This is a genomic window from Deferrisoma palaeochoriense, from assembly GCF_054656955.1.
Genome location: NZ_BAAHXI010000043.1, coordinates 1 through 14,448, shown reverse-complemented (window position 1 = coordinate 14,448; position 14,448 = coordinate 1). Strand labels below are relative to the sequence as shown.

Annotated in this window: 12 protein-coding genes; 11 read left to right on the top strand and 1 reads right to left on the bottom strand. The window is 71.9% G+C overall.

Going from position 1 to position 14,448, the window contains the following annotated elements:
- Positions 1–109: 109 nt before the first annotated feature.
- Entirely contained in the window at positions 110–847 is a 738-nt protein-coding gene (locus tag ACYQ8L_RS12320) for a creatininase family protein (protein ID WP_459942102.1), read from the bottom strand.
- An 87-nt stretch (positions 848–934) separates the two neighbouring features.
- Between ACYQ8L_RS12320 and ACYQ8L_RS12315 the strand changes: the two genes are divergently transcribed.
- From ACYQ8L_RS12315 to fusA, 11 genes are all read left to right on the top strand, one after another.
- On the top strand, positions 935–1,804 hold the full coding sequence (locus ACYQ8L_RS12315; protein ID WP_459942101.1) for a nitrilase-related carbon-nitrogen hydrolase: 870 nt from the start codon (positions 935–937) through the stop codon (positions 1,802–1,804).
- Positions 1,801–1,992: a hypothetical protein gene (locus tag ACYQ8L_RS12310; protein ID WP_459942100.1), complete on the top strand. Its 192-nt coding sequence runs from the start codon at positions 1,801–1,803 to the stop codon at positions 1,990–1,992. The genes ACYQ8L_RS12315 and ACYQ8L_RS12310 overlap by 4 nt, the downstream gene beginning before the upstream one ends.
- Positions 1,993–2,112: 120 nt before the next feature.
- The gene (gene argS / locus ACYQ8L_RS12305) at positions 2,113–3,780 is read left to right on the top strand and encodes an arginine--tRNA ligase (RefSeq protein WP_459942099.1); all 1,668 of its coding nucleotides are present in this window, start codon (positions 2,113–2,115) and stop codon (positions 3,778–3,780) included.
- Positions 3,781–3,785: 5 nt separating this feature from the next.
- On the top strand, positions 3,786–4,457 hold the full coding sequence (locus tag ACYQ8L_RS12300) for an SPOR domain-containing protein (RefSeq protein WP_459942117.1): 672 nt from the start codon (positions 3,786–3,788) through the stop codon (positions 4,455–4,457).
- A 122-nt stretch (positions 4,458–4,579) separates the two neighbouring features.
- On the top strand, positions 4,580–5,047 hold the full coding sequence (locus ACYQ8L_RS12295; protein ID WP_459942098.1) for a GatB/YqeY domain-containing protein: 468 nt from the start codon (positions 4,580–4,582) through the stop codon (positions 5,045–5,047).
- On the top strand, positions 5,044–7,425 hold the full coding sequence (locus ACYQ8L_RS12290; RefSeq protein ID WP_459942097.1) for an endonuclease MutS2: 2,382 nt from the start codon (positions 5,044–5,046) through the stop codon (positions 7,423–7,425). Before ACYQ8L_RS12295 ends, ACYQ8L_RS12290 begins: the two co-directional genes overlap by 4 nt.
- A 92-nt stretch (positions 7,426–7,517) precedes the next feature.
- Positions 7,518–9,230 carry a DNA primase gene (dnaG, locus tag ACYQ8L_RS12285; RefSeq protein WP_459942096.1) on the top strand — a complete coding sequence of 571 codons (1,713 nt, stop codon included), beginning with the start codon at positions 7,518–7,520 and terminating at the stop codon, positions 9,228–9,230.
- Positions 9,231–9,273: 43 nt separating this feature from the next.
- On the top strand, positions 9,274–11,082 hold the full coding sequence (rpoD, locus tag ACYQ8L_RS12280; protein WP_459942095.1) for an RNA polymerase sigma factor RpoD: 1,809 nt from the start codon (positions 9,274–9,276) through the stop codon (positions 11,080–11,082).
- Between the two features lie 334 nt (positions 11,083–11,416).
- Entirely contained in the window at positions 11,417–11,788 is a 372-nt protein-coding gene (gene rpsL / locus ACYQ8L_RS12275; RefSeq protein ID WP_459942094.1) for a 30S ribosomal protein S12, read from the top strand.
- A gap of 9 nt (positions 11,789–11,797) precedes the next feature.
- Complete coding sequence (gene rpsG / locus ACYQ8L_RS12270; protein WP_459942093.1) at positions 11,798–12,295, top strand: 30S ribosomal protein S7; 498 nt, start codon at positions 11,798–11,800, stop codon at positions 12,293–12,295.
- A gap of 33 nt (positions 12,296–12,328) precedes the next feature.
- Positions 12,329–14,404, top strand: coding sequence for an elongation factor G (gene fusA, locus ACYQ8L_RS12265; RefSeq protein ID WP_459942092.1), 2,076 nt, complete (start codon positions 12,329–12,331; stop codon positions 14,402–14,404).
- Positions 14,405–14,448: the final 44 nt, after the last annotated feature.

Sequence of the window (14,448 nt, the reverse complement as noted above, 5' to 3'; positions counted from 1 at the left end):
ACGCGCCGCAGCGGACCGCGCCGAGGCGGCCCCTGCGAGGCCGTTCAGCGAAGGAGGGGCCCCCAGCCCCACCCTTTACGAAAAACCACGAGATCTCGGGAACGCCCCGCTAGTCCCGGCGGCGGCTCGCCACCCGGTGGGCCATCTCGTCCACCAGGGCCACCAGCCGCTCCACCGAGGCCTCGAAGAGCCGCCGGCCCGTCTCCGCCGAGGCGGCGCCCGGGTTCCCCCAGACCCCTCCGGGCCACTGGCCGCGCTTGTCCCGGGCCACGAAGGGGGTCTCGAACCGGGGGTACTCCTCGGGGGAGGTGCCCTGCACCTGTTCCGGGGAGAGATAGAGGACCCGGCTCGTCTCGATCTCCCCGGCGTGTCCGTCGTCGGTCGTCCGGACCACGCCGTTCCGGCCCGCCTCCTGGGCCCAGCGGTACTCGCACACTACGGCGAGTTCGAGGTCCGGGAGCTCCTCGGCCAACGCCTCGGCCGCCTCCTCCAGGGCGGCCATGTGGAGGCCGCCGGCGTGGCCGGAGACGAACAAAACCCCCCGGATCCCCTGGGCGTGGAGGCTTCGGCCCAGGTCGAAGGCGAGGCAACGGAGCGTCCCGGGCCGGATCGAGAGGGTGCCCGGGTGGTCGCGGGTGCTCCGGCAGTACCCGTAATGGACCGGGGGGCACAGGAGAAACGGCCGGCGCCGGCTCGCCTCCAGGGCCACCTCCCACACCTGGAGGGTGTCGGTGGAGAGGGGCAGGTGAGTTCCGTGCTCCTCCACGCTGCCGAAGGGGACCAAGGCGATCCCCACCTCCCGGGCCGCCCGCTCGAACTCAACCATGGTCATCTGGTCGACGCGCATCGAAAAACTCCTTGACCCGGCCGGGGTCGCTTCCGTAGCATACCTCGCCTTTTTCCGCACGCCCCCCGCCTGCCCGCGAGGAAACCCGTGAAGATCGCCGCCGTGCAGATCGCGTATCACCCGGACCCGGACCGGATGCGGTCGCGGGCCGCGCAGTTCCTGGAGGCGGCCCGGGCCCGGGGCGCGGGGATCGCCTGCCTGCCGGAGCTCGCGTTCCACCCCTGGTTTCCCCGGGACCTCGAGGCCGACCCGGCCCCGCTGGCCGAGCCACTGGACGGTCCCCTGGCGCAGTGGGCGGCCGAGACGGCCCGCTCGATCGGCATCGCCCTCGTTCTGCCCTTTTGCGAGAGGGCCGGCGACGGCGTATACCACAACAGCGCCCTCGTGATCGATGCCCAGGGCCGTCGGCAGGGTCTGTACCGGAAGGTCCACCCCCCCGACATCCCGGGTTGGCACGAGCGCCGGGCCTTCGCCCCCGGCGACCTCGGGTTTCCGGTGTTCGAGGTGGCCGGGCTCCGGTTCGGGGTGCAGTTGGGGTGGGACCATTTCTTCCCCGAGGGGTACCGGTGCCTGGCCCTCGCCGGGGCCCAGTCCGTGTTCGTGCCCACCGCGGCCGCCTACGCGAGCCACGAGCGGTGGCTCGCCATGGGGGTGAGCCACGCCGTGGCCAACGGGGTCTACGTGGTGCGGGTCAACCGGGTGGGCAGCGAGGACGGCCTCGACTTCTACGGGCACTCCTACGTGGTCCGGCCCGATGGGGACCTGGCAGCCGAGCCCCTCGACATGGCCGAGGGGGTGCTCCTTGCCGAGGTGGACCCGGCCGTGGTGGAGTGGGCCCGGCGGACCTGGCCGTTCCTGGCCGACCGCCGGCCCCGCCAGTATGCGGCCGTGGCGGGGGTGGGCTGGCCCCGCCGGCCCGAGGAATTGCCCGATCCGGCCGAGGAGGAGACGCCATGACCCTCGACATCCGCGCCCAGTGCGCCGTGTGCGCCTGGCGCGAAACCTGCACGAAGAAGCACAACCTGAAGGAGACGGCCCTCCACTGCCCGGATTTCTGCCGGGACGCGGCACTGCCCCCCGAGGAGGAGGCGAAAGGGGCGCCCGAGCGCCACAAAAAGGTGGAGGACGTGTTCGGGGATTCGTGAGACGGGGCGGCCTCCGCCCCGCCTTAGCCCCCAAGGCCCGGGTTGGGAAGCCGTGGGCCAGGGGGCGCTTTGCCCTGGGGCCTCCCCCAGGGGGCCCCACACCGACCGAGAGGACACGCCGTGCGTCGAACGCTGACCGATCTTTTCTCCCAGACCCTGGACCGCGCCGTGGCCGCGGGGGCCCTGCCGGACCCCGGGCGGCCCCTTCCCTGGAAGGTCGAGCTCCCCCGGAACCCCGAGCACGGGGATTTCGCGACGAACCTGGCCCTGGTCCTCGGGGCGGCCGTGAAACGGCCCCCCCGCCAAGTGGCCGAGATCCTCACGGCCCACCTGGAGGACCCGGAGGGCCTCGTGGCCTCGGTGGAGGTGGCGGGGCCGGGATTTCTCAACGTGAGGCTCCGGCCTAGCGCCTGGACCCGGGTGCTCCGGGACGTGGAACGCGAGGGGCCGGCGTTCGGGCGTTCCGAGGCGGGCCGCGGCGAACGGGTCCAGGTGGAGTTCGTCTCCGCGAACCCCACCGGGCCCTTGCACGTGGGCCATGGCCGGGGCGCCGCCGTGGGCGACGTGCTGGCCCGGCTCCTGGAGTTCGCGGGCTACCGGGTGGAGCGCGAGTACTACGTGAACGACGCCGGAAACCAGATGCGGATCCTGGGCCGCTCGGTACTCCTGCGGTGCCGGGAACTCGCCGGGGAGCCGGTGGCGTTCCCGGACGACCACTACCGGGGGGACTACGTCCGGGACCTGGCCCGGGAGGCCCTGGAGCGGTTCGGGGACGAGTGGCAGGCGTGGTCGGAGGAGGAGGCCATCGAGCGGCTGGGCCGCTGGGCGGGCGAGAGGATTCTCGAGGGGATCCGGGACGACCTCGAGGCCTTTGGTGTGCGGTTCGACCGGTGGTTTTCGGAGACGTCCCTCCACGAGGCCGGTGCGGTGGAGGCGGCCCTCCGGGAGCTCGAACAGCGGGGGGAGGCCTACCGCGCGGACGGGGCCCTTTGGCTTCGGACGACGGCCCACGGGGACGAGAAGGACCGGGTGCTCGTCAAGAGCGACGGGTCCCTCACCTACTTTGCGGCCGACATCGCCTACCACCTCGACAAGTTCGCCCGGGGGTTCGACCGGGTGGTGGACATCTGGGGTGCCGACCACCACGGCTACGTGCCCCGGATGAAGGCCTCCCTGGCGGCCATGGGGATCGATCCGGACCGGCTCGAGGTCCTGCTGGTGCAGTTCGTGAGCCTTCTGCGGGGCGGCAAGCCCGTGGGCATGAGCACCCGGGCCGGCGAGTTCGTGACCCTGCGGGAGGTGGTGGACGAGGTCGGCCGGGATGCGGCGCGGTTTTTGTTCCTCACCCGGTCGTGCGACGCGCCGCTGGATTTCGACCTCGAGGTGGCCAAGGCCCAGACCGCGGACAACCCGGTGTTCTACGTGCAGTACGCCCACGCCCGGATCTCCAGCGTGTTCCGCGAGGCCGAGAAGGCGGGGGTTTCGGTGCCCTCGGCGGCCGAGGCCGAGCTCGACCGCCTCACCGAGGAGGACGAACGGGAGCTCCTCAAGCTCCTCTACCTGTTCCCCGAGGTGGTGGAGGAGGCAGCGCTCCAGCGGGAGCCCCACCGGCTCACGTTTTACCTCCAGGATCTCGCGGCCCGGTTCCACGGGTACTATAACCGTTACCGGTTCCTCGTGGACGACCCGGATCTCGCCGGGGCACGGCTGTGTTTGGCCGGGGCCGTGCGCCGGGTCATTGCCAACGGGTTGGGGATTCTCGGCGTGGCGGCGCCGGAGACGATGTGAGGGAGATGCGGGACCGCCGGCACGTGGACGACCGGCACGTCGTGAGGCTCGACACCGGCCGCCTGGTGGTGGCGGCCGTGGGGGGAAGCCTCGTGCTCGTCCTCGTGTTCCTCCTGGGCGTGTTCGTGGGCCGGTCGCTGTGGGCGCCCCCGGCGTTGCCCCCCGAGCTGGCGGTCCCCCAGGCCGGGCCGAAGGCGGCGGCGCCCGCGCCGGAGGAGCAGACCGAGGTGCGGGAACCGGCCCCGGCCCCGGAGCCCGAGCTGACCTTCTACCGGGAGCTCAAAAAACCGGTTCCGCCGCCGGAGGCGCCGTCGGCGGGGGCGGAGCGAAACCGCGCGGCCGCGCCGAAGCCCCCTAGGCCGGCGGCGAAGGCGAGCCCCGTCCCGCCGGAGGACCGGGCGCCGGGAGCCCGCCCGCCGGCCCCCAAACCCGTCGAGGCTCCGCCCCCGGTGTTTACGGTGCAGGTGGGGTCTTTCCGGGCCCGGGCCGATGCGGAACGGTTCCTGGCCGAGATCCGAAAAAAGGGGGTGGAGGCTGCCATCGTGGAGGCCTCGGTGGCGGGTCGTACCTGGTACCGGGTGCAGGCCGGCCGGTTCCTGAGCCGCACGGCGGCGGCCGAGTTCCAGGAGTCGGTGCTCCGAACGAAGGGGATCCAGGGGTTCGTGACCACCCGGTGACCTTGACAAACCCGGTGCCAGCCTGAATGTTGTAGCTTCGTTGGGCTCGTTGCCGCCGGCGGGGCACGGGACCCTCGCGGGTTGGATGCCGCGGCCCGGCGGAAACCCCAGGGAGGAGACCCATGGCCGAGACGTCCGCGCTGGAAGGGCGGATCGAGCGGGAGTTGGTGGCGGCGATGAAGGCGAGGGACGCCGCCAGGGTGTCGGCCCTCCGCAATATCCGGGCGGAGTTGGAGCGACGCCGCATCGAGAAGCGGGCCCCCCTCGACGAGGGGGAGGTGCTGGCGGCCCTGGGGACCCTCGCGAAGCAGCGCCGGGAGAGCATCGAACAGTTCCGGGCCGGCGGCCGGGACGACCTCGTCCAGAAGGAAACGGCCGAACTGGCCGTGATCGAGGAGTTCCTCCCCGAGCAACTCGGGGACGACGAGCTCCGCGCCGAGGTGGACCGGGCCGTCGCGGAGGCGGGGGCCTCGGGGCCCAAGGACATGGGAAAGGTGATGAAGATCCTCATGCCTCGCGTGCGGGGCCGCGCCGACGGCGCGCGGGTCAACGCCCTGGTGCGCGAGAGGCTTTCGGTGGAGGGGCGTTGACGTCCTCCTTGCCCTCCCGCGAGCCCCGGCCGGCCCGGGGCGCGGACGAGCGGACCCTCCACGTCCTGGACTTTTTCCGGATCCTGGAAGTCTTGGCCGAAGGGGCCCGCTCGCCCCAGGGGCGGGCCCTGTGCGGGGCCGTGCGGCCGCTTCCGGACCCCGAGGCCGCCCGGGATGCCTTGGCCGAGGTCGAGGCCCTGGGTCGGCTGGAGCCCGATTTGGGGCTTCCCCCCGTGGGTGGCCTGCGGGAGATCGGGCCGCACCTCCGGACCGCCCGCAGGGCCGGGGTGGTCTTGGGGGTGGATGCCCTTCTCGAGATCCGCGACACCCTGGAGGCCTGTGCCCGGGTCCAGGAGTACCTGGAGGACGCGGCGGCCGAGGGGTCGATCCTGGGGCGGTATGCGGCCCGGATGCGCCCCTTGGACCTCCTGGTGGACCGGTTCGCCAGGGTGTTCGGGCCCCGGGGCGAGATCCTGGACGGGGCGAGCCCCCGCCTGGCCGCGATCCGGGAGGAACTGCGGAGGGTCCGGGGGAGGATCCGCTCGCGTCTCGAGGCCCTCCTGCGGGAGCGGGATCTCGCCCCCGCGGTGCAGGACGACTTCGTCACGGTGCGCGACGGCCGGTATGTGGTGCCGCTCCGCACCGATTTTCGGGGCTACCTGGAGGGAATCGTCCACGACCGCTCCCGCACGGGGCAGACTTTTTTCGTCGAACCCCTGGAGGTCGTGGAGCTCAACAACCGGATGGGCTCCCTCCTGGAGGAGGAAGAGGAGGAGATCCGGCGGATCCTGGCGGAGCTCACGGCCTGGGTCGGTCGGGAGGCCGGCACCATCGCGGTCAACGTGGCCGTGGCGGCCCACCTCGACCTCCTGGCGGCCAAGTGGGCCCTGGCCCGACGGCTCGGGGCCGTGCGGCCCGAGGTGGTGGGGAGCCGGGAGCTCGGGCTCCGGGGCGCCCGGCACCCGCTGCTCGCGCTTCGGTCCGACGAGCGGGTGGTGCCCGTGGACCTCTTCGTCGGCGGCGAGGAGGTGGGGGGGGCCCGGCTCCTTCTGATAACGGGCGCGAACGCGGGCGGCAAAACCGTGGCCCTCAAGACCGCGGGGCTTCTCGTGCTCATGGCGCGCTCGGGGCTTTTCGTGCCGGCCGCCGAGGGGAGCCGGGTGGGTTGGTTCGACCCGGTGTCCGCCGACATCGGGGACGAGCAGGACCTGGACCGGCACCTCTCCACCTTCACGGGCCACCTGAGCCGGCTGCGGGAGGCCCTGGAGGGGGCGGAGCCCGGGACCCTGGTGCTCTTGGACGAGTTGGGGGCGGGAACCGACCCCCGAGAGGGCGGGGCCCTGGCGCTCGCGGTGCTGGAGGCCCTCCTCGACGCGGGGTCCACGGTGATCGGCACGACCCATCTCGAGGGCCTCAAGGGGTTCGCCTACGCCCGGCCCGACGCCGAGAACGCGGCCGTGGCCTTCGACCGGGAGACGGGCCGCCCGCTCTACCGGCTGGTGTACGGCCGGACCGGCCACTCCAACGCGTTCGAGGTGGCCGAGCACACCGGGTTTCCGCCCCACGTGCTGGCCCGGGCCCGGGCCTACGCGGCCGGGGGCGACGAGCCGGGGGCCGGGTTCCTCCAGGCGATCGAGCGGGCCCGGGACGAGGCCCTGGAGGCGGCCCGGCGGGCCCGGGCGGCCGAGGCCGAGGCCCGGCAGCGCCTCGAGGAGGCCGAGCGCCGGCTGCGGGAAGCGGAGGAGGCCCGGCGCAGGGCCCGGGAGGAGGCCTGGGAGGCCGCCCGGGCCGAGATCCAGCGGGCCCGCAAGGGGCTCGCCCGGGTGATCCGCCGGTTCGCCCGGCGCGAGATCTCCCAGCAGGAGGCCGAGGCCGAGGTGGCCCGGATCGAGCGGCGGGTCGAGGCCGAGGTCCGGGAAACCCCGGAACCGCCGGGGCCGGCGGGCATGCCCCGCGAGGGGGACTGGGTGCGGATCAAAGGGGTGGGCCGGGAGGGCCGGGTGGTGGAGATCAAGGACGGCCAGGCCCTGGTCGATGTGGGGGGGCTTCGGGTCACGGCGTCCCCGGCGCAGTTGGAGCCGGCGGCCCCGTCCCGTCCCCGCCCGGCCGGGGGCGGGGTGCGGGTGCAGGCGCAGGCCCGGGGGAGGGGCGAGGTGGTGCTGGTGGGCTGCCGGGTGGAAGAGGCGCTGCGCCGGCTCGACCGGGCGATCGACGGAGCCGTCTTGGCCGGCCTGGGGGAGCTCAAGGTCGTCCACGGACGGGGCACCGGCGCCTTGCGCCGGGCGGTGCGAGAGGCCCTGGACGCCGACCCGCGGGTCGCGGGGTGGCGGGCCCTCGAAGGCGACGCGGCCACGGTGGCCGGGCTCTCCGGCCGCTGACCGGGCCGGCCCCCATCGGGAGCCCGGCCCCCCCGTGACCGGAGCCCGGAGCCGGATGTTCTCGACAGGCGACCGGAAACGGAAGTGACCCCATGCGCTTCGACGAAGGGACCCTCCAGGCGATCCGAGACCGCGTGTCCATGGTGGATCTGGTGGGTCGCTACGTGGAGCTCCGGCGAAGCGGGAAAAACTGGAAGGGGCTTTGTCCGTTCCATGACGAACGGACCCCGAGCTTCGTGGTGAACGACGAACGGGGGTTCTACCACTGCTTCGGGTGCGGGGCCGGGGGGGACCTCTTCCGGTTCGTCATGGAGATGGAGGGGCTGGGGTTCCCCGAGGCCGTGGAGCGGCTGGCCCGGGAGGCCGGGGTGCCCCTGGCCCGGGGGCCGGCCGAGTCCCGGCCGGCCCGGGACGAGAAGGCGCGGCTCCTGGCGGTTCTCGATCTGGCGGCCCGGTACTTCCGGTACCAGCTCACCTCGGGCCGGGCGGGGGAGCAGGCCCGGGCCTACCTGGAGCGAAGGGGCGTGGGGCCGGAGCTGGCCGAGAGGTTCGGCTTGGGATACGCGCCCAGGGGGTGGGATCCCCTGGCCCGGTTTCTGAAGAGCCGGGGGTGGGATCTGGGGGTGGCCGAGCGGGCCGGCCTGGTGCGGGCGAGGGAGGGCGGGGGCGTATACGACCGGTTCCGCGACCGGATCATGTTTCCGATCCACGACGCGTCGGGCCGGGTCGTGGGGTTCGGGGGGCGGGTCATCGGCGAGGGAGAGCCCAAGTACCTTAACGGGCCCGAGACCCCGGTGTTCCAAAAGCGGCGGCTCCTCTACGGGCTCTACCAGTCGGCCGAGGCCCTACGGCGCAACCGGGAGGCCTGGGTCGTGGAGGGGTACCTGGACGTGATCAGCCTCCACGGCCGGGGCCACGCCCGGGCCGTGGCCACCCTGGGCACCGCCCTGGGCCCGGAGCACCTCCGGGAACTCCGGCGCCGGGCCGACCGGGTGGTGCTTCTGTACGACGGCGACGAGGCCGGCCGACGGGCGGCGCTCCGGAGCCTCGACGTGTTCCTGGCCGAGGGGATGGACTGCCGGGCGGTGTTCCTGCCCCCCGGCCACGACCCCGACTCGTTTGTGCGGGAGAGCGGGGATCTCGAGTCCGAGGTGCGAAAGGCGCCGCCGCTTTTCGATCTCTTCCTCGAGGACGTCGTCCGGGGGACCGATCGGTCCTCGGTGCCGGCCCGGCTCCGGGCGGCCGACCGGGTGGGGGCGCTCCTGGCCAAGGTGGCCGACCCCTTGGCCCGGGACCTCTACGCCCGCCGGGCCGCCGAGGCCCTGGAGGTGGACGAGGCCCGGCTCCGGCAGCGGGCCCGAACGCGCGCCAAACGGGGGGACGAGCCGGCCGAGGGTCCGGCGCCCCCTGCGGAGGATCCCCTGGAGCGGGCCGTGGTGGCGTGCCTGGTGCACCGCCCCCGCACCCGGGAGCCGTTTCGGCAGGAGGGCATGGAGGAATGGCTCGCCCCGGGGCCGCTCCGGGACGCGGCGCGGTGGGTGGCCGAGCAGGCCGAGGAGCTTCGGCTCACGGCGGCCCCCGAGGCCGTCCGGTCGCTCGTGGCGCGGCTCGCGGTGGAGGAGGGGGCGTTCCCCGAGTTCGGGGAGCTGGTGCGCCGGCTCCGGCTGCGGGCGGCCCGGCGCGAGGCGGCCCGGGTGCTCCGGCGGCTGCGGGCCGCCGAGAAGGCGGGAGACGCGGGTGCCGTCGAGACCTGCCTCCGCCGGAAGGCGGAGTTGGACCAGGAGATCGCCCGGCTGCAGGGGTAGGACGAGGCGTTTTTCGAAACACGCGACCGGAGAGCGGACGAACATGAGCAGAGGGTTTCGGCTCGAAGACTTCGAGGAGCTCATCGAGGAAGGGCGTGACCGGGGGTATGTGACCTACCGGGAACTCAACGACTTCCTGCCCGACGAGTACGTGGATCCCGAGGCGATCGACGACCTCATCATGACCCTGCGGGATCTCGACATCGAGGTCGTCGAGGAGGAGGCGGTCGAGGCCGCGTCCGAGGGAGGCGAGGAGTTCCAGGCCGAGGACTCCGAGGGGTCCAAGGACCTGGAGGCCAAGGAGGAGCCGGCCGAGGAAGAGGAGCGCGCCGACTACGAGGCCCTGTTCGAGCGCACCAACGACCCCGTGCGCATGTATCTGCGGGAGATGGGGTCGGTGTCGCTCCTGACCCGGGAGGGTGAGGTCGAGATCGCCAAGCGCATCGAGGCCGGGCTCAACGAGGCGTTCGAGGCGGCCTTTAGCGGCTCCCTGGCAGTGGAGGAGATTGTGGCCCTCGGGGAGAAGTTGCGCACCGGCGAGGTGAGCCTCCGGACGGTGATGGACCTGAGCGACGATCTGGAAGAGGCGGCGGAGGTCGAGGATGACGAGGGGGAGGAACCCGAGGAGCCCCGGGGGGAGCCCGGCGGGCCGGAGAGCCAGGTGGACCGGGTGCTGGCGGTGATCGAAACCCTGCGCAGCCTCGACCAGCGGCGTTCGGAACTGCGGGCCCGCCAGGCCGCGGGGGAGGACGTGGGGGCCGAGATCGCCTCGATCCAGAAGGAGATGGTGCGCCATTTCCGGTCCTTGGGGCTCAAGGACACCGTGGTGGACCAGATCGTCGAGCGGTACTTCGAGTTGGCCGACCGGGTCCGGGCCGCCGAGTCCCGGCTTCGGGCCATCGAGGCCGAGATCGGCATGACCCCCCAGGAGTTCCTGGCCCTGTGGGAGGGCAAGAGCCTCCGGGCCATCTGCGAGGAGATGGGCCGGAGGCCCGACCAGGTCAAGCGGCTGCGCAAGGAGATCCGGGGCCACCTCGACGCCATCCGGGAGGCGGAGGAGCGAACCGGGCTCACGCGAGACGCCCTGTTCGAGAAGGTCAAGGCCATCAAGTCGGGACAGCTGCGCGCCAAAATGGCGAAGACCGAGCTCATCGAGGCGAACCTCCGGCTCGTGGTGAGCATCGCCAAGAAGTACACGAACCGCGGCCTCCAGTTCCTCGACCTGATCCAGGAGGGCAACATCGGGCTCATGAAGGCCGTGGACAAGTTCGAGTACCAGCGGGGGTACAAATTCTCCACGTATGCCACCTGGTGGATCCGACAGGCCATCACCCGGGCCATCGCCGACCAGGCCCGCACGATCCGGGTGCCGGTGCACATGGTGGAAACGATCAACAAGCTCGTGCGCACAAGCCGCTACCTCGTCCAGGAGCTCGGCCGGGAGCCCAAACCCGAGGAGATCGCCGAGCGCATGGACATGAGCGTGGCCAAGGTGCGAAAGGTGCTGCGGATCGCCAAGGAGCCCATCAGCCTCGAAACCCCCATCGGGGACGAGGAAGACAGCCACCTGGGCGACTTCATCGAGGACAAGAACGCCGTGCTGCCCGACGAGGCGGCCGAGCACTCGAACCTCGCCGAGAAGACCCGGGAGGTCTTGGCCACCCTCACGCCCCGGGAGGAGAAGGTGCTCCGGATGCGGTTTGGCATCGACGAAAAATCGGACCACACCCTGGAGGAGGTGGGGCGGGACTTCGCGGTGACCCGGGAGCGGATCCGGCAGATCGAGGCCAAGGCGCTCCACAAGCTGCGCCACCCCACCCGCAGCCGCAAGCTCCGCACCTTCCTGAAGTAGTCGTCGGCCGCGCCCTGGGGCGGCGAAACCCTCCGCCGAGGGCCGAAGGCCGACCCTCCGAAAAAATCCCGCGGAGGCTCTTGCACCGCCCGAACCGGTGTGATAGCCTCCGCGTTCCCTTTTGGGGGAGACCGCTCCCCAACGGCTCCGCTGCCCGTCCGAGGCATGAGCCGCCGAGACAGCTCGCCGAACCGAACACGTTCGTCGACCGCAAAAGCGCTCCAACTGGAAGTGGTTGCTGCGCCGTGGGCCGCGCCTGAAGGGACCCGGGGCCGACGGCAGGTGCGTGTTTCGTTTTCGGGTTGGGCCCCCGAAACCGTCGAGGAGGTTCTGGATGCCCACGATCAACCAGCTCGTGCGTAAGGGCCGAAAGAAGGTGAAGAAGCGGACGGCGTCTCCGGCCCTGGAGTCCTGTCCCCAGAAGCGCGGGGTGTGCACCCGCGTCTACACGACCACGCCGAAGAAGCCCAACTCGGCCCTCCGGAAGGTTGCCCGTGTGCGGCTGACCACGGGCAAAGAGGTCACGGCCTACATCCCGGGGGAGGGGCACAACCTGCAGGAGCACTCGGTGGTGCTCATCCGGGGAGGCCGGGTCAAGGACCTTCCGGGCGTCCGGTATCACATCATCCGCGGTACGTTGGACGCCTCGGGCGTGGACAAGCGCCGGCAGGGGCGGTCCAAGTACGGCGCCAAGAAGCCCAAGTAGGAGTTGGCCATGGCGAAGAAGCGCAGTCGCTACGACCAGCCCGTGGCGCCGAAGCGCCCCAAGTACCGGCAGATCGCCGACCCGGTGTACGGCGACGAACTCCTCGGCAAGCTGATCAACAAGGTCATGCGCGACGGCAAGAAGAGCGTGGCCGAGAAGATCGTGTACGGGGCCCTGGAGGTCGTGGAGAGCAAGACGAACCAGAACGCCCTCGAGGTGTTCCACGCGGCGCTTCAGAACGTGAAGCCGATCGTGGAGGTGAAGTCCCGCCGGGTGGGCGGCGCCACCTACCAGGTGCCGGTGGAGGTCAACCCCCGCCGCCAGGTGAGTCTGGGGATCCGATGGCTCGTGGGCTACGCCCGGGCCCGGGGCGAGCGCACCATGCGCGAGCGCCTGGCCAACGAGATCCTTGACGCGTACCAGAACCGCGGGGGCGCCGTGAAGAAGCGCGAGGACACCCACCGGATGGCCGAGGCCAACAAGGCGTTTTCGCATCTCCGGTGGTAGGGGAGCTCCGGGCTCCCGTGTAGGAAAGGTGTCGTGCCCAGGCAGACCCCGATCGAGCGGTACAGGAACATCGGCATCGCGGCCCACATCGATGCGGGCAAGACGACCACGACCGAGCGGATCCTGTACTACACCGGGGTGAGCCACCGCCTCGGGGAGGTGCACGAAGGCACGGCGGTCATGGACTGGATGGAGCAGGAGCAGGAGCGCGGCATCACGATCACCGCGGCCGCGACCACCTGTTTCTGGCTCGGGCACCGGATTAACATCATCGACACCCCGGGGCACGTGGACTTCACCATCGAGGTGGAGCGGAGCCTGCGGGTCCTGGACGGGGTGGTCGCGGTGTTCTGCGCGGTGGGGGGGGTGGAGCCCCAGTCCGAGACGGTCTGGCGCCAGGCCGATCGGTATCGGGTCCCGCGGATCGCGTTCGTGAACAAAATGGACCGTCCCGGCGCGGATTTCGGCCGGGTGGTCCGGGAGCTCCGGGAGCGGCTCGGGGCAAACCCGATCCCGGTCCAGATCCCCTTGGGGCGCGAAGAGGGGTTCCGGGGGGTGGTGGACCTCGTCGGGTGGCGGGCCCGGATCTGGGACGACGAGAGCCTCGGCGAGCGCTACGAGGATCTGCCGATCCCCGAGGAGGTCCTGCCGGAGGCCCGGCGGATGCGCGAGCGGATGCTCGAGGCCCTGGCGGACGTGGACGAGGGGATCCTCTCGGCCTACGTCGGGGGGGGCGAGCTGGGGGAGGAGGTGATCCGGGCGGCCCTGCGAAGGGCCTGCGTAGGGCTCAAGGGAGTGCCGGTCCTGTGCGGGGCCGCGTTCCGGAACAAGGGCATCCAGCTCTTGCTCGACGCCATCGTCGAGTATCTGCCGAGCCCGGTGGACGTGCCGCCCTACGAGGGATCGGATCCCCGGACCGGCGAGCGGGTGGTGCGGCGAGCCAGCGACGACGAGCCGTTCGCGGCCCTGGCGTTCAAGGTGATGACCGACCCCTACGTGGGCCAGCTCACCTTCTTCCGGGTTTACTCGGGACAGATGCGGGCCGGCGGGTATGTCTACAACCCGCGCCTTGGCAAAAAGGAACGGATCGGCCGCATCCTCGAGATGCACGCCAACGAGCGCCGGGAGATCGACGGGGTGGCGGCCGGCGACATCGCCGCGGCGGTGGGGCTCCGGAACTCGGCCACGGGCGACACCCTGTGCGACCCGGCCGCTCCGGTGGTGCTCGAAGCCATCGAGGTGCCCACGCCGGTCATCTCGGTGGCGATCGAGCCCAAAAGCCAGGCCGACCAGGAGAAGCTCGGGGTGGCCCTGGCGAAGATTGCCGCGGAGGACCCGTCGTTTCGGGTCCGGGTGGACGAGGAAACGGGGCAGACGATCCTCTCGGGCATGGGGGAGCTCCACCTGGAGGTGATCGTCGACCGGCTGATGCGGGAGTTCCAGGTGGAGGCCAACGTGGGCCGGCCCATGGTGGCCTACCGCGAGGCCTTCCGGGGCCCGGCACGGGGGGAGGGACGGTTCGTCCGCCAGACCGGGGGCCGGGGCCAGTATGGCCACGTGGTCCTCGAGGTGGAACCCCTCGAGCCGGGGGACGGCTTCCGGTTCGAGAACCGCACCGTGGGCGGGGTCGTGCCGAGGGAGTACGTGCCGGCCGTGGAAAAGGGGGTCTCGGAGGCCCTCGATCGGGGGTTCCTCGCGGGCTACCCGGTGGTGGGGGTCCGGGTGGTCCTGGTGGACGGATCGTACCACCCGGTGGACAGCTCGGAGATCGCGTTCAAGATCGCGGCGTCCCAGGCCCTTCGGGACGCGGCCGAGCGGGCCGGGATCCGGATCCTGGAACCGGTGATGGCGGTCGAGGTGGTCGTGCCCGAGGAGTTCCTGGGCGACGTGATCGCCGACCTCAACGCGAGGCGGGGCAAGATTCTCGAGATGGATCAACGGGGCGGGGCCCGGCTGGTTCGGGCGGCGGTGCCCCTGGCGGAGATGTTCGGGTACGCCACGACCCTGCGGTCGAGAACCCAGGGACGGGCGACCTTCACGATGCAGTTCAGCCACTACCAGGAGGCCCCGGCGAAGGTCGCCGAGCAGGTGGTGGCCCGGGCCGTCTAGCCGGCGCCCGAGCGGCGCGCGAGACACGACAGCAGGAGGTTCAT

What these genes read in the sequence shown, in the direction of transcription:
- ACYQ8L_RS12320 (WP_459942102.1), bottom strand. Translation starts at nt 847, where the DNA reads ATGCGCGTCGACCAGATGACCATGGTTGAGTTCGAGCGGGCGGCCCGG.
- ACYQ8L_RS12310 (WP_459942100.1), top strand. Translation starts at nt 1,801, where the DNA reads ATGACCCTCGACATCCGCGCCCAGTGCGCCGTGTGCGCCTGGCGCGAA.
- ACYQ8L_RS12300 (WP_459942117.1), top strand. Translation starts at nt 3,786, where the DNA reads ATGCGGGACCGCCGGCACGTGGACGACCGGCACGTCGTGAGGCTCGAC.
- ACYQ8L_RS12295 (WP_459942098.1), top strand. Translation starts at nt 4,580, where the DNA reads ATGGCCGAGACGTCCGCGCTGGAAGGGCGGATCGAGCGGGAGTTGGTG.
- dnaG (WP_459942096.1), top strand. Translation starts at nt 7,518, where the DNA reads ATGCGCTTCGACGAAGGGACCCTCCAGGCGATCCGAGACCGCGTGTCC.
- rpoD (WP_459942095.1), top strand. Translation starts at nt 9,274, where the DNA reads ATGAGCAGAGGGTTTCGGCTCGAAGACTTCGAGGAGCTCATCGAGGAA.
- rpsL (WP_459942094.1), top strand. Translation starts at nt 11,417, where the DNA reads ATGCCCACGATCAACCAGCTCGTGCGTAAGGGCCGAAAGAAGGTGAAG.
- rpsG (WP_459942093.1), top strand. Translation starts at nt 11,798, where the DNA reads ATGGCGAAGAAGCGCAGTCGCTACGACCAGCCCGTGGCGCCGAAGCGC.